General features: G+C 67.6%; 20 protein-coding genes. 12 read left to right on the top strand and 8 right to left on the bottom strand.

Annotated elements, in window-relative coordinates; all coding sequences use genetic code 11:
• Nucleotides 1-57: 57 nt before the first annotated feature.
• The gene (locus ACFPOB_RS03325) at nucleotides 58-1,017 is read left to right on the top strand and encodes a nucleoside recognition domain-containing protein (protein ID WP_377795885.1); all 960 of its coding nucleotides are present in this window, start codon (nucleotides 58-60) and stop codon (nucleotides 1,015-1,017) included.
• Here ACFPOB_RS03325 and ACFPOB_RS03320 read toward each other — a convergent pair.
• Nucleotides 1,014-2,099, bottom strand: coding sequence for a Kelch repeat-containing protein (locus ACFPOB_RS03320; protein WP_377795883.1), 1,086 nt, complete (start codon nucleotides 2,097-2,099; stop codon nucleotides 1,014-1,016). The genes ACFPOB_RS03325 and ACFPOB_RS03320 overlap by 4 nt on opposite strands.
• 106 nt (nucleotides 2,100-2,205) lie before the next feature.
• Between ACFPOB_RS03320 and ACFPOB_RS03315 the strand changes: the two genes are divergently transcribed.
• Together ACFPOB_RS03315 and ACFPOB_RS03310 are read left to right on the top strand one after the other, a co-directional pair.
• Nucleotides 2,206-3,465 carry a DUF2254 domain-containing protein gene (locus tag ACFPOB_RS03315; protein ID WP_377795881.1) on the top strand — a complete coding sequence of 420 codons (1,260 nt, stop codon included), beginning with the start codon at nucleotides 2,206-2,208 and terminating at the stop codon, nucleotides 3,463-3,465.
• 115 nt (nucleotides 3,466-3,580) lie between these two features.
• Nucleotides 3,581-4,342, top strand: a complete 762-nt coding sequence (locus ACFPOB_RS03310) for an SDR family oxidoreductase (protein ID WP_377795880.1) — start codon at nucleotides 3,581-3,583, stop codon at nucleotides 4,340-4,342.
• Between the two features lie 51 nt (nucleotides 4,343-4,393).
• Here ACFPOB_RS03310 and ACFPOB_RS03305 read toward each other — a convergent pair whose 3' ends face one another.
• Complete coding sequence (locus ACFPOB_RS03305; RefSeq protein ID WP_377795878.1) at nucleotides 4,394-5,797, bottom strand: alanine/glycine:cation symporter family protein; 1,404 nt, start codon at nucleotides 5,795-5,797, stop codon at nucleotides 4,394-4,396.
• A gap of 217 nt (nucleotides 5,798-6,014) precedes the next feature.
• On the opposite strand from ACFPOB_RS03305, the gene ACFPOB_RS03300 reads away from it, so the two are divergent.
• From ACFPOB_RS03300 to ACFPOB_RS03285, 4 genes are all read left to right on the top strand, one after another.
• Nucleotides 6,015-6,689, top strand: coding sequence for a cation efflux transmembrane domain-containing protein (locus ACFPOB_RS03300; protein WP_377795876.1), 675 nt, complete (start codon nucleotides 6,015-6,017; stop codon nucleotides 6,687-6,689).
• A 157-nt stretch (nucleotides 6,690-6,846) separates the two neighbouring features.
• Nucleotides 6,847-7,782 carry a sulfurtransferase gene (locus tag ACFPOB_RS03295; RefSeq protein WP_377795874.1) on the top strand — a complete coding sequence of 312 codons (936 nt, stop codon included), beginning with the start codon at nucleotides 6,847-6,849 and terminating at the stop codon, nucleotides 7,780-7,782.
• 8 nt (nucleotides 7,783-7,790) lie between these two features.
• The gene (locus tag ACFPOB_RS03290; RefSeq protein WP_377795873.1) at nucleotides 7,791-9,041 is read left to right on the top strand and encodes a YeeE/YedE family protein; all 1,251 of its coding nucleotides are present in this window, start codon (nucleotides 7,791-7,793) and stop codon (nucleotides 9,039-9,041) included.
• 255 nt (nucleotides 9,042-9,296) lie between these two features.
• On the top strand, nucleotides 9,297-11,282 hold the full coding sequence (locus tag ACFPOB_RS03285; RefSeq protein ID WP_377795871.1) for an acetyl/propionyl/methylcrotonyl-CoA carboxylase subunit alpha: 1,986 nt from the start codon (nucleotides 9,297-9,299) through the stop codon (nucleotides 11,280-11,282).
• A gap of 7 nt (nucleotides 11,283-11,289) precedes the next feature.
• On the opposite strand, the gene ACFPOB_RS03280 is transcribed toward ACFPOB_RS03285, so the two are convergent.
• The 3 genes from ACFPOB_RS03280 to ACFPOB_RS03270 all read right to left on the bottom strand — a co-directional run bounded on the left by ACFPOB_RS03280 (nucleotide 11,290) and on the right by ACFPOB_RS03270 (nucleotide 13,855).
• Nucleotides 11,290-12,066, bottom strand: a complete 777-nt coding sequence (locus ACFPOB_RS03280) for a MerR family transcriptional regulator (RefSeq protein ID WP_377795870.1) — start codon at nucleotides 12,064-12,066, stop codon at nucleotides 11,290-11,292.
• Between the two features lie 63 nt (nucleotides 12,067-12,129).
• Nucleotides 12,130-12,966 (bottom strand): aminoglycoside phosphotransferase family protein, encoded by an 837-nt coding sequence (locus ACFPOB_RS03275; protein ID WP_377795868.1) that lies wholly within the window; start codon nucleotides 12,964-12,966, stop codon nucleotides 12,130-12,132.
• A 109-nt stretch (nucleotides 12,967-13,075) separates the two neighbouring features.
• Nucleotides 13,076-13,855 carry an SDR family NAD(P)-dependent oxidoreductase gene (locus ACFPOB_RS03270; RefSeq protein WP_377795867.1) on the bottom strand — a complete coding sequence of 260 codons (780 nt, stop codon included), beginning with the start codon at nucleotides 13,853-13,855 and terminating at the stop codon, nucleotides 13,076-13,078.
• A 151-nt stretch (nucleotides 13,856-14,006) separates the two neighbouring features.
• Between ACFPOB_RS03270 and ACFPOB_RS03265 the strand changes: the two genes are divergently transcribed.
• On the top strand, nucleotides 14,007-14,444 hold the full coding sequence (locus ACFPOB_RS03265) for a DUF1489 family protein (RefSeq protein WP_377795865.1): 438 nt from the start codon (nucleotides 14,007-14,009) through the stop codon (nucleotides 14,442-14,444).
• A 117-nt stretch (nucleotides 14,445-14,561) separates the two neighbouring features.
• Nucleotides 14,562-14,729 carry a hypothetical protein gene (locus tag ACFPOB_RS03260; protein ID WP_377795864.1) on the top strand — a complete coding sequence of 56 codons (168 nt, stop codon included), beginning with the start codon at nucleotides 14,562-14,564 and terminating at the stop codon, nucleotides 14,727-14,729.
• Nucleotides 14,730-14,732: 3 nt separating this feature from the next.
• Here ACFPOB_RS03260 and ACFPOB_RS03255 read toward each other — a convergent pair whose 3' ends face one another.
• Together ACFPOB_RS03255 and panC are read right to left on the bottom strand one after the other, a co-directional pair.
• Nucleotides 14,733-15,407 (bottom strand): hypothetical protein, encoded by a 675-nt coding sequence (locus ACFPOB_RS03255; protein ID WP_377795863.1) that lies wholly within the window; start codon nucleotides 15,405-15,407, stop codon nucleotides 14,733-14,735.
• A 95-nt stretch (nucleotides 15,408-15,502) separates the two neighbouring features.
• Nucleotides 15,503-16,351, bottom strand: a complete 849-nt coding sequence (panC, locus tag ACFPOB_RS03250; protein WP_377795861.1) for a pantoate--beta-alanine ligase — start codon at nucleotides 16,349-16,351, stop codon at nucleotides 15,503-15,505.
• Nucleotides 16,352-16,438: 87 nt separating this feature from the next.
• Here panC and ACFPOB_RS03245 point away from each other — a divergent pair, with 87 nt between their 5' ends.
• Entirely contained in the window at nucleotides 16,439-17,188 is a 750-nt protein-coding gene (locus ACFPOB_RS03245; protein WP_377795859.1) for a VWA domain-containing protein, read from the top strand.
• Entirely contained in the window at nucleotides 17,185-17,913 is a 729-nt protein-coding gene (locus ACFPOB_RS03240) for a DnaJ domain-containing protein (protein WP_377795857.1), read from the top strand. Before ACFPOB_RS03245 ends, ACFPOB_RS03240 begins: the two co-directional genes overlap by 4 nt.
• Nucleotides 17,914-17,930: 17 nt before the next feature.
• Here ACFPOB_RS03240 and ACFPOB_RS03235 read toward each other — a convergent pair whose 3' ends face one another.
• Nucleotides 17,931-19,619 (bottom strand): serine hydrolase, encoded by a 1,689-nt coding sequence (locus ACFPOB_RS03235; protein WP_465248446.1) that lies wholly within the window; start codon nucleotides 19,617-19,619, stop codon nucleotides 17,931-17,933.
• Between the two features lie 324 nt (nucleotides 19,620-19,943).
• Here ACFPOB_RS03235 and ACFPOB_RS03230 point away from each other — a divergent pair, with 324 nt between their 5' ends.
• A complete protein-coding gene (locus tag ACFPOB_RS03230; RefSeq protein WP_092161949.1) occupies nucleotides 19,944-20,288 on the top strand; it encodes a phasin family protein in 345 nt (114 codons plus the stop codon).
• Nucleotides 20,289-20,395 lie beyond the last annotated feature (107 nt).

The following is a 20,395-nucleotide window of genomic DNA, read 5'->3' as shown; positions in this document are numbered from 1 at the left end:
CCACTGCCGCGCATGCATCGGCGCTAGCGTCCCGGTACCAAGCGAGGATTGCCGCCGATGCCGCTCCAGACCCAATTCCAGCGCAGGACGATCGAGACCTTTGTCGTCTACCGCGAGCTCGTCGTGGTCATGGTCCCGATCGCGATCGCGACCCAGGCTCTGGCCGAGTTCGGGGTCATCAAGGCCGTCTCGCCCTGGCTGGCGCCGGCGATGCAGCTTTTCGGCCTGCCGCCGGAGCTGGCCCTGGCCTGGCTGACCGGATTGCTGGTCGGGATGTGGGGCGGCATCGTCGTGCTGTTCACGCTGATCCCGACGCTGGTGCTCAGCAGCGCCGACATGACGGTGTTCTCGGCCCTGCTGCTGCTGGCGCATGCCATCCCGGTCGAGCAGCGCATCGTCGCCAGGGCTGGGCCGAATTTTTGGGCGACGTCGATCATCCGCATCGCCGGGGCGATTGTCTTCGCCGCGTTGCTGCACCAGCTCTTTGCCGCGACCGGCTGGCTGGCGCAGCCGATGGTCCCGGTTTGGACGCCCGCGGCGGGCGAGGGCGGCTGGCTCGGCTTCTCCTACGGGCTGGTCAAGACGCTGGTCGTGATGCTCGCCGTCCTGCTCGCTCTGTCCTGGGCGATGGAGCTGCTCAGGGCCGCCGGCATCCTCGATCTGCTCTACAAGGCGCTGGCGCCGCTGTTCCGACTGGTCGGCCTGCGCCAGGAGGCGCTGCCCTTCACCACCGTCGGGCTGCTGCTCGGCATTTCCTATGGCAGCGGGCTGATGCTGGCTGAGGTGCGCCGGCAGCCGATCGAGCCGCGCCAGATCTTCCTAGCCAGCGTCTTCATGGGCTTCGCCCACAGCCTGATCGAGGACACGCTGGTCGTGGTCGCACTCGGCGCCGACCTGACGACGGTGCTGCTCGGGCGGCTGGCGTTCGCCATTGCCACGACGGCGGCTCTAGCGCTTTTCCTCGAGCGGTTTTCAGGCGCTCCGATCGCGCCGAGCGACTCCGCCAGCCGCTCTTAGCTCAGACTGAACGCCTCGTGGATCGCGCTCTGCACGCCGCCGCCCATGATCGGGCCGCCGCCGGCGACGTGGATGGCGTCGCCGACCAGCGCCGCCCCCAGTCCATGGCGCGGCGTCAGCATCGGGGCGTACTGCTCCCAGCCGTCGCTGGCGGGGTCATAGGCCTCCATCTGGCCGAAGACGCGGTTGGTGCCTTCGCCGCCCATGATGAAGACCTTTCCGCGATAGAGCACGGCGCCATGGCCGGAGCGGGCGGTCGGCAGTGGGTTGCGCGGCGCCCATTTGTCCGTCGCCGGGTCATAGGCGTGGTGCAGGTTCGAATTGGTGTGGAACGAGTCGACGCGCCCGCCGATGACATGGATCAGATTGCCGATCGCGAGCGTTCCGGTGTGGTCACGCGCCGTCGGCATCGGCGTGCGCTCGCTCCATTTGTCAGCTTTCGGATCATAGACCAGGTGCCAGTTGACGGAAGTCTTGGTGTCGGTGGTGTCGCCGATCGCGCCGCCGATCGCATGCAGCACGCCGTTCAGGCCGACGATCGCGGCCGAGCCGACCGGGCGGGGCAGCGGGGCGATCTGCGCCCATTTGTCCGCCCTGGGGTCGTAGACGAAGCAGCGCGGATGCGGCTTGCGATTCTGCTCCAGGAAACCGCCGATGGCGTAGAGTTTCCCATCGAGGAAGGTGACGCCGACATGGTTGGCGCCTTGCGGCAGCGGCGCGCCGTCGCTCCATCTGTCCGCTTTGGGATCGTAGACATGGTGGTAGGCCCGGTCGGTGCGCTGCTCGCCATAACCGCCGACGATGTGCATGCGGTCGTCATGCGCCGCCGCCCAGGCCATTTCCGAGCGCGGCAGCGGCAGCAGCGCCTTCGTGCTCCAGCGGCCGGGACTGATTGCCTTCGGGGCCGGTGAATCGAAGACGTTCTGGGCGGCGGCGAGCTCGGGCTTGCCGATCCGGCCGGGCTGGTTCAGGCGCTCGTAATGGCCGCCATGCTGCTCGTGCCCGGGCTGCTGGGCGAGGGTGGGGGCGGCGAGACCGGCGGCACCGGCGGCGATGAAACTGCGGCGGCTCAGGCTGGTCATGATGCGTCCTCCCATGATGAACCTACGGCTGGCAGGGGCGTTGGCAATGGGCGCCGTCGGCGTGCAAGCTGGCGACGGGATCACGACCTGGTGAAAGGCGAGCCGCATGACGCGCTGGCAATGGCTTCTGGCGCAGTTCACGCGACGGCTCTGGGTGCGCTCGGCCCTGTTCTCGCTGCTTGGAGCGCTGACGGCGCTCGTGGCGATCTGGCTGAAGCCGTTCATTCCGCCGGCCGTCTCGGTCCGGATCGGCGCCGACGCCGTCGATAATGTGCTCGGCATCATGGCATCGAGCATGTTGGCGGTGACGACCTTCTCGCTCGGCGCCATGGTCTCGGCCTACGCCGCTGCGGCGACCGGCGTCACGCCACGGGCGACGATGCTGCTGCTGCAGGACACCAAGGCCCAGAACGCGCTCTCGACGTTCATCGGCGCCTTCCTGTTCAGCATCGTCGGCATCGTGGCGCTCAGCACCGGCGTCTATGGCGGCGAGGGGCGCGCCGTCCTCTTCATCGCGACCATCGCGGTGATCGCCCTCGTGGTGGTCACCCTGCTGCGCTGGATCGAATACCTTTCGCGCCTCGGGCGGCTGGGGGAAACGACCCGGCGGGTGGAGGAAGCCGCAGCCGAGGCGTTACGCGAGCGCCGGCGGAAGCCGCATCTCGGTGCCTTGCCGCCACCAGCCGGGGGCATGGCGGAGGGGGTGCCGATCCTTGCGAGCGAGACCGGCTATCTCCAGCATCTCGACGTCGCGGCGCTCGACAAGCTGGCGCAGGCGGCCGGCGGGCGCATCGACGTGCTGGTACTGCCGGGCGCATTCGTGGCGCGCGAGAGCATCCTCGCCCGTTCGAGTCGCCGGCTGGCAGATGAGCAACTCGGGGCCGTGCAAAAAGCCTTCAGCATCGGCGACATGCGCTCGTTCGACCAGGACCCGCGCTTCGGCCTGTCGGTCCTCGCCGAGATCGCCTCGCGGGCGCTGTCGCCGGCGGTCAACGATCCGGGTACCGCGATCGACGTGATCGGGCGCGCGGTGCGGATCCTGTCGATTTGGGCCGGGGAGGGCGCGGAGGAGGAGCCGGCCTGCCGGCATGTCACGGTCCCCGGCCTCGACGAGCACGACCTGCTCGACGACGTGTTCACGCCGTTGGCGCGCGACGGGGCCGCCCTGGTCGAAGTCGGCATCAGGGTGCAGAAAGCGCTCGCCATCCTGGCAGCCGCCGGTTCGGGCCGGCTGACGCCGGCTGCGCTGCGCCACGCCGAGCTCGCGGCGGCACGTGCCGTGGCGACGCTGACGTTCGAACCGGACCGGCGCGCAGTGGTCGACCTTTCCGCTAGGGTGCGCGCTGCGGCGAAGCTGGGCAACTGAGCCGGCACGCAGCGCGGGCATCGCGGTTGCGCGGCGGGTCCGCTTCAGCATACTGCATGCGCTGTTATCGTGCGGCACTTGAAACGGTTGAAATTGTAAAATGACGAGGAAACGCATGTCTGCGCATAACAAGGTCGCGATCATCACCGGTGCCGGCTCGGGCGTCGGCCGCGCCGTCGCCATCGCCTTCCTGAAGGACGGCTATCGCACGGTGCTGGCCGGGCGCCGCACCGACGCGCTGGAAGAGACGATCACGCTCGCGGGCGCGCCGGCCGAGCAGGCGCTCGCGGTCTCGACCGACGTGACCGACAAGACGTCCGTCGAGGCGCTGTTCGCTGCCACCAAGGCGAAGTTCGGCCGCGTCGACGTGCTGTTCAACAATGCCGGCGTCAACGCGCCGGGCGGCGTGCTGCTGGAGGACCTCTCGCTGGAGGATTGGCAGAAGGTCGTCGACACCAATCTGACCGGCCCGTTCCTGTGCACGCAGGAAGCCTTCAAGGCGATGAAGTCGCAGGAGCCGCGCGGCGGGCGCATCATCAACAACGGCTCGATCTCGGCGCAGGTGCCGCGGCCGAACTCGGCCGCCTACACCGCGACCAAGCACGCCATCTCCGGCCTGACCAAGACCGCCTCGCTCGACGGGCGCAAATACGACATCGCCGTCGGCCAGGTCGATATCGGCAATGCATTGACCGAAATGGCCAAGAAGATGACCACCGGCGTGCCGCAGCCGGACGGCTCGATCAAGGTCGAGCCGGTGATGGACGTCGATCATGTCGCGACCACGGTGCTGCACATGGCCGGCCTGCCGCTCGACGCCAACATCCTGTTCGTCACGGTGATGGCGACCAAGGCCCCGCTCGTCGGGCGCGGCTGAGAAGCTCATCGCCAACCGGCGCCGCCAGGGCGGCGCCGATCGGTTTCGCGCCTATTTCTCGTCCCAGATCTCGCGGTCGATCTTGCCGGCGAGCTCCGGATATTGCGCGGCTGCGAAGCGCGGCACCCCGGTCTTGCGCTGGGCGAGGAAGTCGGCGGTCAGCTTGGCCACCGTGCCCGAGAGCAGCACGATCGCGATCAGGTTGATCGAGGCCATCAGGCCCATCACCGCGTCGGCGGCGTCGAACACGGTCGCGACGCTTTCATAGGCGCCCCAGATCACCATCGCCAGCGAGCCGAGCCGCAGGATCGTCAGTCCGGTCGGCCCATTGGCGCCGAGATAGGTCATCGCGTTCTCGGCATAGGCGTAGTTGCCGATGATCGAGGTGAAGGCGAAGAAGAAGATCGCCACCGCGATGAAATAGCGCCCGGCCGCGCCGATATGCACCGTCATCGCTTCCTGGGTCAGCGGCGTGCCGGTGACGCCGGAGCCCGGCGCCAGCTTGTGCGAGAGCAGGATCATGATCGCCGTCGCGGTGCAGATCAGGATCGTGTCGATGAAGACGCCGAGCGCCTGGACGAAGCCTTGCGACGAGGGATGGTGCGGGTTCGGCGTCGCCACCGCGGCGATGTTGGGGGCCGAACCCATGCCGGCCTCGTTGGAGAACAGGCCGCGCTTGACGCCGTTCAGCATCGCCGCGGCGATGCCGCCGCCGGCGGCCTCCAGCCCGAAGGCGCTCTTGACGATGAGGGCGAACATCGCAGGCACCTCGGCGATGTTCACGACCAGTACGTAGATCGCGACCAGCAGATAGGCGATGGCCATGAACGGCACGACATATTCGGCGACGCGGGCGATCGTGCTGATGCCGCCGAAGATGACGACGGCCGAGAGCACCGCGAGCGCGACGCCGACATAGATCTTGTCGAAGCCGAAGGCGCCCTGCATCGCATCGGCGATCGAGTTGGCCTGCACCGCATTGAAGACCAGGCCGAAGACCAGGATCAGGCAGAGCGAGAACAAGACCGCCGCCCAGGGCGCGTTCAGGCCCTTGGCGATGTAGAAGGCCGGGCCGCCGCGATATTGTCCGTTCTCATCGCGGACCTTGTAGAGTTGGGCGAGCGTGCTTTCCGAATAGGCCGTCGCCATGCCGACGAGGGCGACCATCCACATCCAGAAGATCGCACCGGGGCCGCCGAGATAGAGCGCGACCGCGACGCCGGCGAGATTGCCGGTGCCGACGCGTGAGGCGAGGCTGGTGCAGAGCGCCTGGAACGGGGTGATGCCGCTCTTGTCCTCGACCGGCGCGTTGAGCACGGAGCGGAAGAGCTCTGGAAAATGCAGGATCTGAACGAATTTCAGCCGCAGGGTGAAATAGATGCCGACGGCCAGCAGGCCGTAGATCAGCACGTAGCCCCAGAAGACGGTATTGAGGAATCCAATGATCGCAGTCACGCCGATTTGCCCCCGCCAAAGAATGTTCTGAAAGTTCGATCCGATCGTCTTGTCGCGGCCGCCTACAGCGTCTCGCTCGATAAGCGGTGCCTAGGTCATTTTCTCCCTGAGGTTGCGTCGTGCCAGCTAAACATGCGCCCGGTGCGTTGGGAAGGAAGTTTGGCTTGCTGTGCAGGCTGATTGGGCGAGACTGGCCCTGCGCGGTGCGGAGCATCCAGTGGCGAGCCTTGAGAATTCAGCAGAGACTCAGAGCGAACCCGGCCACGCCGCGCCGGTCGATCCGAAAGTCGGGCGGGCCTATCGCCTGACGATCTGGGGCATCGCGCTCGGCATCCTGATCTTCGCCGGCAATGTCGTGCTCTGGGCGATTGCCGTGGGCAACAACCAGCTGTTCAAGGACGGCGTCGACTGGGTCTACGACGTCGCGCTCTACGGCATCGCGGCGCTGGTCTTCGGCCGCGACGATCGGGCCGAAAAGCTGGCGGCGCTTGGCATCGGCGCGGTGATGGCCGTCGCCGGCTTCCACACCCTCTACGATCTCTGGGACAAGATCCTGCGGCCACGGCCGATCGAGCTCTTCACGCTCGGCTTTTCGGCGGCGAGCGCGATCCTGATCGCCTATCTCATCATCGGCGTGCTCTGGCGCTTCCGGGCCGAGCCGAACCCGGTGATCAAGGCGACCTGGCTGTCTTCCCGCAACGATGCGATCTCGACGACGGGCTTTGCGCTGCTCGGCCTCGCCGCCCGCCTGCTCCCGGTGCGCTGGCCGGAATATCTGTTCGACCTCTTCGTCGCCTTCCTCTGCTTCCAGGCGAGCTGGGCGATCTGGCGGGCGACCACACAGTCGCAGGATCGAACCAAGGTCGAAGCAAAAGGAGAATATTCTCCCTAGACCAAGATCGTACGACCCAGTTCTTCCGCCTTGATGGCAAACAAAAAAATGCTGTCCGGCTTCTCCGGCGAGCCGCGTGGCGAAATCATGGCAGTCCCTGCAATTCATGCCGAAACGCGCCGATATCCCGGCGCTTTCGGCGCCAAGGAGCGCCAGAATGTCCGTCCTGTCTTTCATCCGCCACGGCGTGGCTGCACTGGCCGCAAGCCTCGTGCTCGGCGGCGCGGCGCTGGCACAGTCCGGCCCGCTGGTCTCGACCGAGTGGCTGGAGAAGAACCTCAGCGATCCCAAGGTCAGGATCGTCGAGGTCAGCGTCGAGCCCGGCATCTATGAGCGCGGCCATATCCCCGGCGCGCAGAACATCGCCTGGCATACCGACCTGGTCGAGACCGTCTCGCGCGACATCGCCGGTCCCGAGAAGTTCCAGGCGCTGGCCCGCAAGCTCGGCGTCGACAAGGACGTGACCGTCGTCCTCTACGGCGACAACAACAACTGGTTTGCCGCCTGGGGCGCCTGGGTGTTCGACATCTACGGGCTGCGCGACAACGTCAAACTGCTCGATGGCGGCCGCAAGAAATGGGAGCTGGAGAAGCGCCCAGTCGCGACCAATCCGGTGCCGGTCAAGGCCTCTAGCTTTACTGTCGGCGAGCCGAACAAGGCGCTGCGCGCCCGCCTCACCGACGTCGTCGCCAGCGTCGAGAAGAAGTCGGACGCCCGCATTCTGGATATTCGCTCGCCCGACGAATTCTCCGGCAAGATCATCGCCCCGGCCGGCTTCCAGGAACTGGCGCTGCGCGCCGGCCATATCCCCGGCTCGGTCAATGTGCCGTGGGCGCGGGCGGTCAACCAGGCCGACGGCACGCTGAAGTCGCCGGAAGAGCTGAAGGAGCTCTATGCCGAGGTCGGCATCGACGGCTCCAAGCCGGTGATCACCTCCTGCCGCATCGGCGAGCGCTCGAGCCACACCTGGTTCATTCTGACGCGCGTGCTCGGCTACCAGGCCGCCAATTATGACGGCTCCTGGACCGAATACGGCAATGTCGTCGGGCTGCCGATCAGCAATCCGGCCGGCACCGTCTGGGGCGGCAAGTAAGCTCCCTGATGAGCATCTCCGACGATAGCGGCGCGCTGGACTATGAGCTGGCGCGCCGGCAGGCGGGGGCGGAGCCGATCAGGCTGCCGCCCCTGCGCTACATCGCGGCAGCGGTCGTCGCCGTAGCGATCGCAATGTCCATCTATCTGGTCGGGCGCCATGGCGATCCGGCGCCGCAGCGCCAGCTCTCGCTGATTTTGGGCGCTGCCTTCGGCTTCGTGCTGCAGAGGGCGCGCTTCTGTTTCTTCTGCATCTGGAAAGACTGGCTCGACCGGCGCGATTCGCGCGGGCTGCTCGGCATCCTCGCCGCACTGGCGGTCGGGCTTGCCGGCTACACCCTGATCTATGGCGCCTGGCTGCCCGATCCGTCGGGCACGCGCCTGCCGCCGACGGCGCATATCGGCCCGGTCGGCCCGGCGCTGCTGCTGGCGGGGCTCGCCTTCGGTGCCGGCATGGCGATCTCCGGCTCCTGCATCAGTGCGCATCTCTACCGGCTGGGCGAGGGCTCGCCGACTTCGCCCTTCGCGCTGATCGGCGCAGGCCTCGGCTTCATCCTCGGCTTCCTGAGCTGGAACGAGCTCTATCTCCTGACGATCTCGGAGTCGCCGGTGCTCTGGCTGCCGCGCCAGCTCGGCTATGGCGGGGCGCTGCTGGCCGGGCTCGCCGTGCTCGGCGCGGCGGCATGGTGGCTGCTGCGGGCCGGCGGGCCGAGCGGGCAGGGTGCATCGGAGAACGCACCAGCCGACCCAATCGCTGCGATCTTCCTGCGGCGCTGGCCGGCCTGGCTCGGCGGGCTCTTCGTCGGGCTGATTGGCGTCGCAGCTTATCTTCGCCTGTCGCCGCTCGGCGTCACCGCCGAGCTCGGCTCGCGCTCGCGGCAGCTGGCGAATACGTTCCACTGGCTTCCCGACAGGCTTGAAGGGCTCGACAGCTTCCGCGGCTGCGCCACCCTGATCCGCGATGCGCTGCTGACGCCGAACGGGCTCTTCGTCGCCGGGCTGGTCGCGGCTGCCTTCGCTGCGGCGCTGGCGGCGGGCGAGTTCAAGCCAAGGCGGCCGACCGGCGGGCATGTGTTGCGGGGTCTGCTGGGCGGCGTGCTGCTGGGCTGGGGGACAGTGTTCGGGCTTGGCTGCACGGTCGGGACGGTACTCTCCGGCATCTCGGCCGGGGCGGTCTCGGGCTGGGTGTTCGCGCTCGGGCTGATCGTCGGGACGACGGTGACGCTGAAGCTGGGGCGGCGGCTGCGATTGCTGGATTGAGGCGCGTCGTCTTTCCGGGGCGCGCCGCAGGCGCGAGCCCGGAACCCATGAACACAACGTTCCAGAAGAGGACTGCAACGAGTTCGGCGGCCTGCTTGGCTGTGTCGTGGTCATGGGTTCCGGGCTCGTCGCTGCGCGAAGCCCCGGAATGACTGGGAAGATCTGGTGCAAGCGCCCATCCGCACCCTGCGCAACAAGGCGCAGACATGGGGGCAGGCTGGGCTATAACGGTGGCATCGGTTCGAGGATGCGCCCATGTCGATTGCCGCCAAACTGCCTTCCATCCTGATCGCCAATCGCGGCGAGATCGCCTCCCGGGTGATCCGCACCGCCAGGCGGCTCGGCCTGCGCACCATCGCGGTCTATTCCGACGCCGATGCGCAGGCGCTGTTCGTCGAGATGGCGGACGAGGCCTATCGGATCGGCCCGGCGCCGGCGCGCGAGAGCTATCTCGATGCACAGAAGATTCTCGCGGTCGCCAAGCAAGCCGGAGCGGCCTGCATCCATCCGGGCTATGGCTTCCTCTCCGAGAATGTCGAATTCGCCGAGGCCTGCGCCGCGGCGGGCATCGTCTTCGTCGGCCCGCCGGCCTCCGCCATCAGCGCCATGGGCCTGAAGGATGCGGCGAAGGCACTGGTCGAGAAGGCGGGTGTCCCGGTCGTGCCGGGCTATCACGGCGCCGAGCAGGGCGTCGATTTCCTCAGCCAGGAGGCCAAGCGCATCGGCTATCCCGTGCTGATCAAGGCGGTCGCCGGCGGCGGCGGCAAGGGCATGAAGAAGGTCGACCGGCACGAGGACTTCGCCGATGCGCTCTCCAGTGCCCAGCGCGAGGGCAAGAACGCCTTCGGCGATGCGCGGGTGCTCGTCGAGAAATACGTGCTCTCGCCGCGCCATGTCGAGATCCAGGTATTCGGCGACAGCCATGGCAATGTCGTCCATCTCTACGAGCGCGACTGCTCGCTGCAGCGCCGCCACCAGAAGGTGATCGAGGAGGCGCCGGCGCCGGGCATGACGCCCGAGGTGCGCGCCGCCATGGGCAAGGCGGCGACGGAGGCGGCGCGGGCGGTCGGCTATGTCGGCGCCGGCACGGTCGAGTTCATCGCCGACGGGCGCGACGGCCTCAGGGCCGACCGCTTCTACTTCATGGAGATGAATACCCGCCTCCAGGTCGAGCATCCCGTCACCGAGGCGATCACCGGGCTCGATCTGGTCGAGCTGCAGCTCAAGGTCGCGGCCGGCGAGCCGCTCGGCTTCAGTCAAGAGGATGTCCGCGCCGAAGGGCACGCCGTCGAGGCGCGGCTCTATGCCGAGGATCCGGAGAAGGGCTTCCTGCCCTCGACCGGCAAGCTCTGGGCGCTGCAGTTCCCGCAGAGCGAGGACATCCGCATCGATACCGGCGTCGAGGCCGGCGATTCGGTGACGCCGTTCTACGATCCGATGATCGCCAAGGTGATCGCGCATGGCCGCACCCGCGACGAGGCGCTCGACCATCTCGCCTTCGCGCTCGGCGAGACCATTGTCGCCGGCCCGCGCACCAATCTCGCCTTCCTGAAGAAGCTGGCCGAGGCGGAGGGCTTCCGGAAGGGTCCGTTCGACACCGGTTTCATCGAGCGCAACATCGAGGCGCTCGGGGCCGAGCTGCAGCCGCTCGATGCGGCCGCTGTCGCGGCGGCCGCCCTGCAACTGGAAGAGGAGCGGCAGGTGGCGCTGCTCGACCTCGCGATCGAGCGGACCGGCGATGAGGCCAAGTCGCCCTGGCTCGATGCCGACGCCTTCTCGATCATGCCGCGTCCGGCGCTCGGCCTGCCGCTGCTGGTCGATGGCGAGCGGATCGAGGCCAGGATCGAGTGGAACGGCGACGCTGCGCGCGTCTCGTTGCCGGGCCATCCGCTCGATGAGGGCGAGCACGAGGTGACGCTGGCTAGGGCCGAGGCAGGCACCTATCTCGCGCTACATCGCGGCCGCCAGACCTCCGTCGCGCTGTTCGATCCGTTCAGCGTCGATCTCGATGCGGTCGCCGGTGCTGGCGGCGTGATCAAGGCGCCGATGCACGGCAAGCTGATTGCGCTCTTCGTCACAGCCGGCGAGGCGGTGGTGAAGGGCCAGCGCCTCGCCATCGTCGAAGCCATGAAGATGGAGCATGTGCTGACCGCCCCGCGCGACGGCACCGTTACCGAGCTCGGCGCCGAGCCGGGCGCGCAGGTGGCCGAGGGCGCGAAGGTGGTGGTGCTCGGGGAATGAGCAGGCGTCAGCGCTCGCCGGGACTCAGCATCGTCTCGGCGTAACAGGCCATGGCCTGCGCCAGATAGAGGCTGAGGCCCGGCCGCACCGCCTCGAAGGTGGCGCGGAAATCGGGATGCTCGACATAGAGACGTCCCAAGCCGGCATAAGCATCGGCCGTCGGCGTCCAGCTCCGGCAGACCCAGGCATGGTGCCTTGCGGTCAATGCCTGCGCTTCCGGCGCGGTCGGTGGGACCCGGCGTTCGGCAAGGTCGGCGAAGGCTGAGTGCAGGGTATCCATCTCCTCGACCAGCGCTTTGCGGCCGTCAGCGTCTAGCGCCGCCATGCGCTCCTTCGCGTCGATGAACGCGGATTCGGCCTCCGGGCCGAAACGCGCCCTCAGCTCGGTCTCCCATTCCGCCTGCTTTTCCGGCGAGAAGCCCTCGAAGAACCTATCGTCTGCCATGCTCGTCTCCTGTCTCAAGGTCTCGACCGTGCGGTCGATGGTTCGGATGAGACGGCGATAGCGGGCGATATCGGCGCCGAGCCTGTCGCGATGGGCGAGCAGCGCGGCCTCCAGCGCGAAGCCGGGATCGTCGAGGACGCGCCCGATCGTCGCGAGTGGGAAGCCGAGCTCGCGATAGAACAGGATCTGCTGCAGGCGCAGCAATTCAGCCTGGCCGTAATAGCGATAGCCGTTCGTGCCGATCTCGGCCGGCGTGAGCAGGCCGATGGCGTCGTAATGGTGCAGCATGCGCACGCTGATCCCCGACGCCTTCGCCATCTGCTTGACCGTGCGCCGCATCCGGCCCGCCTCCTTACCCGTCTCGCGCCGGCTTATCGGGGCTCACGCGATGTGAGGGTCAAGTTAGCCTGCGTCGAGCGCGACCCTCGCCCGCTCGGCGATGAAGAGCTCGATGGCCGGCTCGTCGTCGTCGCCGAACACCCAGGCGGCCGAGAGCCCGCACCAGGCCAGGATCCATTTGAGCAGGCGCTCGCGTTCCAGGCCCGATTTCGCCAGCACGATCTCCAGCCGGCGCTCGAAATAGCCGGGCACGGTCGCGACAGGCGGCTGCGGATCGGCGAGGTCGGGATCGCAGAACAGGATGGTGTATTCGAAGGCGCGGTCGCCGATCACCGATTTCGGGTCGATGGCGAGCCAGCCCTTGGCTTCGAAATTGAGCACATTGTCATGGTGCAGGTCGGCATGCAGCGGGACGATCTCGCGCTGAGCCGGCAGGAGCTCGTTCGCCGCCGCGGCCGCGCGGGCAAGGATGCCGCCGCGCTCCTGCGCCATCGGGAACAGGTCCTTGAACCAGATCTCAAGCGGGATCAGGCCGGAGGGCGCCGGGCCGCGCGGCTTTTGCAGGGCGGCGATGGCGTCGCAGAGGATTGCGGTCGCCTTATCATCGCCGGCTGCGCCGCTGCGAGCCATGGCGGCGAGCGAATGGGAGCCGGTGGCGCGCTCGATCAGCATCGCCTCGCCATGCTCGCTACGGGCGAGGAGGCGGGCGGCGCCATCGCCGTTCCAGTATTCGAGCGGCAGGTAGCCGCGCCGCTCATCCTCGACCTCGGGCAGCTTCAGCATGGCCGGCTGGCTCTGGTGCAGGACGGGCAAAAGCTGGCTGGCATGCGTCCTGATCGGCTCGCCGGCTGGTTCGAGGTTCCAGCGTATCAGCCAGGGCGAAAAGGCATCGGTCGGCATCGTCGGTCGTCTGTTCCGTCATTGCGAGCGTAAGCGAAGCAATCCAGGGCGATTGCGCGAGCCGCTCTGGATTGCTTCGTCGCTGCGCTCCTCGCAATGACGCTGGAGGTTAGTCCGCCGCGCGGCCGCGACCAATCAGCGGAAACTGCTCGACCTCATAGATCTGGCCGGAGACATGGCCGCTTTCTTCCGAGAGCCAGAAAGCGGTATGGGCGGCAATCTCGGCCGGCTGCATGATCTGGCCGAAGGGGGCGAACTCGAGCGGCACCTCCTTCTCCCAGCCAGGCTTCTTGCCCTCACGCTGCTGCGTCGCATCTTCATTGGCAGTGAATGTCCAGCCGACATTGAGCTGGTTGACCCGGATGTGCTCACGCCCGAGCGTGTTGGCGAGGTTGCGCGTCATCGTCATCAGCGCGCCCTTCGACATCGAATAGACGGTGAGGTTGGAATTGCCGCAATATGCGTTGATCGAGCCGACGGTGAGGATCGCGCCTCCGGATTTCTGCAGGCGGAAAGCGCGGATCGCCGCCTCGGCGCAGAGCAGGGGCGCTCGGGTGTTAATCGCAAAGATATGGTCGAAGAAGGCGGCGGTGGTTTCGCCCAGCACGCCGCGGGGATAGATGCCGGCATTGTTGACGAGGCCGTCGATGCGGCCGAAGGCCTTGCGCGTCGCGTCGACCAGGGCCTGGGCGGTCGCCGGCTCGGCGAGGTCGCCGATGGCACCCGAGGTAGAAGGGCCGAGCTTGCGGCAGGCGGTGTCGACCTCGTTCTGCTCGCGGCCATGGATCAGCACCTTGGCGCCCTCGGCGATCAGCCGCTGCGCCATGGCGTAGCCGATGCCGGTCGACGAGCCGGTGACGAGAATGGCCTTGCCTTGCAGTCCGCGCATGTCGTGTCTCCGTTCGGGTCGGTGGCCTTAGTAGCCTGCGCGAGCGGCGACGTCATGGCCGCGACCTTGCGGGTCACCCCGGCGTGGCGCGGTTGTGGAGGAAGGCCACGGGCTCTGGCGAGGCGGGCCGGCGAGGACTAGGTTGCCCGCCATGCCGCTCCATATCCTCAAGCTCTGCGTTGGCGCCGAATCGATCAGCGATCTCGAAGAGTGGATCGCCGAGCGGCAGGCGCAGCGCCGAGCCCGGGGCGAGCCGTTGGAGCAGTTGCACACCACCCGCATGGTGCCGAAGCGGGTCGAGGAGATCGTCAATGGCGGCTCGCTCTACTGGGTGATCAAGGGCCAGGTCTGCGCGCGCCAGCGCCTGATCGCCATCCGCCCCTTCACCGATGGCGACGGCATCGGCCGCTGCCATCTGGTGATGGAGCCGGTGGTGGTACCGGTCGAGCCGCGCCCGTTCCGGCCGTTCCAGGGTTGGCGCTACCTTCAGGACAAGGACGCACCGCGCGATATCGATGGCCGCAGCGGCGATCTCGGCGTCATGCCCGAGCAGATGCGGCGCGAGCTGGCGGAGCTGGGGCTGCTGTAGGCTTTACGCCGCGCTTAGGCCGGCGCCTGCGAAACGCTTCGAAGCCTTATGCGAGGCCGCCTACATCATGGTGGAAGCGCCACCCATCGCGGTCCGGCGCATATGACGTGTACCACCATGTTCAGGATTTTTGCCAGCATTGCCATCTTCGCCAAACGCCTCGATGCGCACCTGACGCGCGGCGTCGAGATCCGCGGCCGGCGGCTGGCCGGGCTGAAGCCACTCGCAACGGCCTGGACACGCGGCTATCGGCTCGTCGAGCCGCATTGGCCGGTAGCCCGCTGACGCTCAAGGATTCAAGCCGGTCAGAACGGCGGCGTGCCCCCAGTCGCTATACCGGCAATGCGGGAGCGTCGGCACGCGACCGCGCGCGGGCGTAGCGGCATGGCCTCGACAATTCGGATTGGCGCAGCGGTGACCGGCATTGCTCTCCTGCTCGTCGGCCGGCAGGCGGACGATCACGTCCTCATGGGCCCACTTCGCCCAGGGCGACCAGGGCTCGAGCCGCGCGCCGGACACCGGGCGTTGCCCGGGAGCGGCCTGCACGTTCCCGGGGTTTAGGGCGCCCCCGAAAGACGAGTCGATCACACCGTATGCGCTGAAACCGACGATCACGCGGCCGCGCAGTTCCGTGGACAAGCGTCGTAGGAACAGCGATCCGTCGTCCCCCGCGCCGGCAATGCAGGCCATCAGGACGAGCATCGCGTCGGATCGCAGAAAGGGCGCGTAGAGCCGCCCGATTACGGCCGCGCTGGTCGCTCCGAGCCGCGTACCCTCCATCAGCAGCTGTCCGGGTCGATTTCCGTGCGCGAGGATGACGAGGCGCTGTACCCGCCCTCTCAGGCTCGCTGCGTCCATCTGCGTAGCGAGGTCGGACGGGCTGGTGAAATTGATCGTATGGCTCCAGCCTGTGCTGGCCGTCCGCGAGAATGCGCCTTCACGATAAGCCCAGACGGTTGCCATGGTTGCGCTCGTCAGCTCCGGGATCGAAGTACTTTCGATCGCTTGCCGGCCGAAGAGCGTTTTTCGCTAGGCTCGATGCGGATACCGGCTGGTCCTCACACCCCGATATTGTCGATCAGCCTCGTTCCTCCGATGCGCGCCGCGATCAATAGCCGGATCGGGCCGTCGGCGCGCGAGGTCACCGGCGCCAGCGTGTCGGCATGGCGGGCTTCGAGATAGTCGAGCTCGAAGCCGGCGGTGATGATCTCGTTCTGCGCATCGGCGACCGCGGGGAATAGCGGGTCGTCATTGCGGATGCGGGCGGCGAGGGCCTGCATCACCTGGTGCAGCGTTGGCGCCAAGGCGCGCTCCTCGGCCGAGAGGTAGCGGTTGCGCGAGGACATGGCGAGGCCGTCGGCCTCGCGGAACGTGGCTAGCGGCACGATCTCGATGCCGAGGTCGAGATCGCGGGCCATGCGCGTCACCACCTTGAGCTGTTGGTAGTCCTTCTCGCCGAAGACAGCGAAATCGGCCTTGCTCTGTGTGAAAAGCTTGCAGCAAACCGTTGCGACGCCTTCGAAATGCGTCGGGCGGAAGCGATCCTCCAGGCCGACGGCGGCCGGGCCGAGCAGCAGGACGCGGCTGGCGAAGCCCGGCGGATACATCTCCTCGACCGCGGGGAAATAGATCGCATCGGCGTCGGCGGCTTCGAGCTGGGCGCGGTCGCTGTCGAAGGTGCGCGGGTATTTCTTGAAGTCCTCATGCGGCGCGAACTGCGTCGGGTTGACGAAGATCGAGACAATGACGCGGCGGGCATGCTTCTGCGCCTCGGTCACCAGCGCGATATGGCCTTCGTGCAGCGCGCCCATGGTTGGCACCAGCGCGACCTTCTCGCCGGCGGCATGCCAGGCCGCGACGGCCTCGCGCATCGCCTTGACCGTCTCGAACACCGCGACCTGCGACATAGCGCTTCTCCCTGAACTTGGGGGACGGGTAGCAAATGCCGGCGGCGCGGCCAATATCTTGGGCATGGGCGAATCCCGGCAGGCAGCATGACGCGCGACAACGGCAAGGCGGTGGGCAAGGCGGGCGAGACGCGCCCGGCCGAGAGTTCTGCGCGCTCGAAGCCCGGCGAGATCGACCGATTCCTCGCTTCAGCCAAGCAGCTCGCCCCGCTGGCGACCGGGCAGGCCGGGCGGCTGGTCTTTGCGCTCGACGCGACGATGAGCCGGCAGCCGACATGGGATCTCGCCTGTTCGCTGCAGGGCCAGATGTTCGAGGTCGCGGCGAAGACCGGTGGGCTCGCGGTTCAGCTCGTCTATTTCCGCGGCTTCGACGAATGCCGCGCCTCGGGCTGGCTCGGCGAGCCGCAGCGCCTGACCGGGCTGATGAACAAGATCGATTGCCGCGGCGGGCAGACGCAGATTGCACGTGTGCTGAAGCATATCCGCGACGAGGAGCGGCAGGTGCCGATCCGCGCCTTCGTCTATGTCGGCGATGCGATGGAAGAAGATGTCGACCGGCTCTGCGCGCTTGCCGGCGAGCTCGGCCTGCGCGGCGTCAAGGGCTTCCTGTTTCAGGAAGGGGCCGATCCCGATGCCAGCAAGGCCTTCGCCGAGATGGCGCGGCTAACCGGCGGCGCGCATGCGCGCTTCGACGTCAATGCGCCGAATTCCCTGCTCGATCTCCTGCGTGGCGCTGCGGCCTATGCCAGCGGCGGCCGCGAAGCGCTCCTCAAGCTCGCCGGGCAGAACCCCGCGGCGCAGAGGCTGCTGTCGGCGATGGAGGGCTGCAGATCGTGACGCTGCTCTATGGCATCGCCACGCTGATCCTGATCTGGTGGCTGGTGAAACTCTTCGCGGGCGCCGATCCGAAGAAGCTGGTCAGGTTCAGCAAGATGGCGGGTGGAGTCGCTTCGCTGGGCGTCGCGGCGCTGCTGATGCTGCGCGGCCGGCCTGACATGGCGATCTTCCTCGGCGGCCTCGGAGCGTGGCTGCTCGGCTGGAGCGCCTATGGGCCGGGCGGCCTGAGGATGCCGGAATGGGCGAAGGATTGGGGCGGGACCGGCTCGGCCGGTCGTTCCAAGGTCGCTTCGGCTCTGCTGGAGATGGAGCTCGACCACGATAGCGGCGGTATCAAGGGCAAGGTCGTCGCGGGCGCCTTCGCTGGTCGCGATCTCGACGATCTCACGCCCGCGGACCTCAGCGCGTTGCTGCGCGAATGCCTCGCCGTCGATCCCGATGGGGCGCGCCTGCTAGAGGCATATCTCGACCGCCGGGCGCCCGGATGGCGTGAAGACGCTGAGGGTCACCGCGACACGGGGCAGCGCGGCCCGGCGCGCCCGGGCGCGATGTCGGACGAGGAGGCCTACGAGATCCTGGGGCTTCAGCCGGGGGCGGGCCAGGAAGCGATCCGCGAGGCCCATCGGAGCCTGATGAAGCGCATCCATCCGGATGCCGGCGGCACCAGCGGGCTTGCCGCTCGCGTCAACCAGGCCAAGGATACCTTGCTGAAAAAGCATGGCTGAATCCCTTTTCCGACCGGTCAGCTACGGGTTGCGAAGCAGGAGAAGCCGCCGCGCTTGAGCTGGGCGCAGGCCTTCTCGGCGTCCTTGGACTCCTCGAAGCCGGCGAAGCGGGCGCGGAACAGGGTGGCGCCGCCCTTCTCGACCTTCTCGGTGAAGGGCGAGGCGTCGGCGAGCGAGCCGGAAGCCTTGGCGCGGGCCCGGGCCAGGATGTCCTTGGCCTTGGCCTCGTCGTCGGTGGCGCCGAGCTGGATCACCCATTTCGAGGCGATCGCGGTTTTCTCGACCGGCTTGGTTTCGGTCTTGGCTTCAGGCGCCTTGGCGACCTGCGCCACCTTGACCGGCGCGGGCGCCGGCTCGGGCAGGCGAGCCTCGACCTTCTTCGGCATCGGCTGGAGCTCGTCCCTGGCTGCCGGCTCGGCGAGCTTGGCGATCGAGGAGGTGGTGTCGACATTCGCCGGCGGGCGCAGCACCTTGCCCTCGGCCGGCGCGGCGCCGATCGACCAGCGCATCGCCGACGGCGTCGTCGTCGCGGCGACCGGACGCATATTGGAGAGGGCGAGCGCCTGGGCGCTGCCGCTCAGCGCGCGCGGCGGCGTGATCTGGGCGGTCGTCGTGGTCGCGGCATAGGCGCGGGCCGCTGCGGGCACTTCAGGCTCGGCGCGCGGACGCGGCACCGGGATCGGCGCAGGGGCCGGGGCGGGCTCGGGCGCCTGGGCGATCACAGCCGGGCGAGCCAGCGGCTCGGGAGCCGGGGCGGGGGCCGGAGCACGATAACGCTCCTGCTGCGGCTCGGAGGCCTCGGCGATCATCGGGGCGCTGCGGCCGCCGGCGCTGGCGCGCGGCAGGCTGGCGAGGACGAGGTCGGCCATGATCTTGTCGCGCGAGGCGCCGGAGCGGCCGCCGAGCACGACCGAGACGATCTGGCGGCCGTCCGACTTGGCCGAGGTCATCAGGTTGAAGCCGGAGGCGCGGGTGTAGCCGGTCTTGATGCCGTCGACGCCCTCGATGCGGCCGAGCAGCCGGTTGTGCCCGCGGATGGTGCGCGAGCCGTACTGGAAGGAGCGCATCTGGAAGAGCGGGAAATATTTCGGGAAGCGCTCCTGGATCGCCCGCGCCAGGATGGTCTGATCGCGTGCCGTGGTGATGTTCGGCGGCGAGTTCGGCAGACCGTGCGGGTTGTAGAAGCGCGTCGACTCCATGCCGAGCGCGCGCGCCTTGCGCGTCATCTGCTCGGCGAAGGCCTCTTCCGAGCCGGCGATGGCCTCGGCGACCACGACCGAGGAGTCGTTGGCCGAGAGGGTGATCATGCTCTTGATCGCGTCCTCGACCTCGATGGTCGAGCCGGCGCGCAGGCCGAGCTTGGTCGGCGGCTGCGAGGCAGCATAGGCCGAGACCTTGAGCTCGGAATTCATGCTGAAGCGGCCGCGCTCCATCTGCTCGAAGAGCATATAGAGCGTCATCACCTTGGTGAGCGAGGCCGGGATGCGCGGCGCATCCTCGTTGACGGCGTGCAGCGTGCGGCCGCTCTTCACGTCGACGACCATCGCCGCATAGGGCGGGGCGTAGCCGCCCGAGACATGGCGCCGCTTCTTGCGCGCCGCCTCGGCCGGAGAGACCGTCGCTGTCAGCACGACGGCAGCAGCACTCACCACCCCGATGAACGCAAGCCAGCGCCCGCGTCGGGACCCAACGCAACCAGAAGCCATGCAACTCGCCTCAACTAACCCACCCGTCCGTCGCAGGCTTTGCAGCGTGGCGCGAAGGACACAGGGGAGGAGGTTAGGCGGATGCGGTTACGGAGCGGTTAAGCGCGTAAAAACTTATTCAAAGCCGTCAGGTTGCAAACCGTCGCCGGCACACGCCGGAGGGGTCTGCGTGTGATGCATTGCAGCGCGATCTTGACTTTTATGTTGCGGTGCACAATATCAGGGTCGTCCCGGTGATGAGCCCTTCATCTGACCTTGGGGACACGGAACCTGGGCCGTCAGGCTCGTCAGCAGAGGCGGCGCCCGCGAGCGTCGGAGGAAACAATGATCCAGAATTTCGAAACCATCCAGAAGGCTTCCAAAGAGAACGTCGACGCCGCCCTGAAGGCTTTCGGCGCCACCTCGAAGGGTGTGCAGGCTCTGGCCGTCGAGACCACCGACTACGCCAAGAAGTCGTTCGAGGCCGGCACCGCCGCGATCGAGAAGCTTGCCGGCGTCAAGACGCTCGACAAGGCCATCGAGATCCAGTCGGACTACGTCAAGACCGCTTTCGAGGGCTATGTCGCTCAGGTCACCAAGATCGGCGAGCTCTATGCCGCGATCGCCAAGGACGCCTACAAGCCGTTCGAAGGCATCGTCGCCAAGGCCGTTCCGACCCCGGCCAAGTGATTTTGGCGCGGCCGGCTTCGCCCGGCCGCAGCTGATCACCTGAGAATTTCAAGAAGCCCGGCCTCGGCCGGGCTTCTTTGCGTTTGCGTTTCGGCTGTCTTCTGCCT

Origin of the sequence: Allobosea eneae, from assembly GCF_042657265.1 — a bacterium.
Taxonomy (GTDB): Bacteria; Pseudomonadota; Alphaproteobacteria; order Rhizobiales; family Beijerinckiaceae; genus Allobosea; species Allobosea eneae.
Note: the sequence above shows the minus strand (reverse complement) of the source record. Positions and strands in the feature narration are given on the sequence as shown.

Coding starts and splice junctions, on each gene's coding strand:
- ACFPOB_RS03325 (WP_377795885.1), top strand. CDS start 58: ATGCCGCTCCAGACCCAATTCCAGCGCAGGACGATCGAGACCTTTGTC.
- ACFPOB_RS03320 (WP_377795883.1), bottom strand. CDS start 2,099: ATGACCAGCCTGAGCCGCCGCAGTTTCATCGCCGCCGGTGCCGCCGGT.
- ACFPOB_RS03270 (WP_377795867.1), bottom strand. CDS start 13,855: ATGCGCGGACTGCAAGGCAAGGCCATTCTCGTCACCGGCTCGTCGACC.
- ACFPOB_RS03285 (WP_377795871.1), top strand. CDS start 9,297: ATGTCGATTGCCGCCAAACTGCCTTCCATCCTGATCGCCAATCGCGGC.
- ACFPOB_RS03295 (WP_377795874.1), top strand. CDS start 6,847: ATGTCCGTCCTGTCTTTCATCCGCCACGGCGTGGCTGCACTGGCCGCA.
- ACFPOB_RS03265 (WP_377795865.1), top strand. CDS start 14,007: ATGCCGCTCCATATCCTCAAGCTCTGCGTTGGCGCCGAATCGATCAGC.
- ACFPOB_RS03235 (WP_465248446.1), bottom strand. CDS start 19,619: ATGGCTTCTGGTTGCGTTGGGTCCCGACGCGGGCGCTGGCTTGCGTTC.
- ACFPOB_RS03260 (WP_377795864.1), top strand. CDS start 14,562: ATGTTCAGGATTTTTGCCAGCATTGCCATCTTCGCCAAACGCCTCGAT.
- ACFPOB_RS03315 (WP_377795881.1), top strand. CDS start 2,206: ATGACGCGCTGGCAATGGCTTCTGGCGCAGTTCACGCGACGGCTCTGG.
- ACFPOB_RS03290 (WP_377795873.1), top strand. CDS start 7,791: ATGAGCATCTCCGACGATAGCGGCGCGCTGGACTATGAGCTGGCGCGC.
- ACFPOB_RS03280 (WP_377795870.1), bottom strand. CDS start 12,066: ATGCGGCGCACGGTCAAGCAGATGGCGAAGGCGTCGGGGATCAGCGTG.
- ACFPOB_RS03275 (WP_377795868.1), bottom strand. CDS start 12,966: ATGCCGACCGATGCCTTTTCGCCCTGGCTGATACGCTGGAACCTCGAA.
- ACFPOB_RS03245 (WP_377795859.1), top strand. CDS start 16,439: ATGACGCGCGACAACGGCAAGGCGGTGGGCAAGGCGGGCGAGACGCGC.
- ACFPOB_RS03230 (WP_092161949.1), top strand. CDS start 19,944: ATGATCCAGAATTTCGAAACCATCCAGAAGGCTTCCAAAGAGAACGTC.
- ACFPOB_RS03310 (WP_377795880.1), top strand. CDS start 3,581: ATGTCTGCGCATAACAAGGTCGCGATCATCACCGGTGCCGGCTCGGGC.
- ACFPOB_RS03255 (WP_377795863.1), bottom strand. CDS start 15,407: ATGGCAACCGTCTGGGCTTATCGTGAAGGCGCATTCTCGCGGACGGCC.
- panC (WP_377795861.1), bottom strand. CDS start 16,351: ATGTCGCAGGTCGCGGTGTTCGAGACGGTCAAGGCGATGCGCGAGGCC.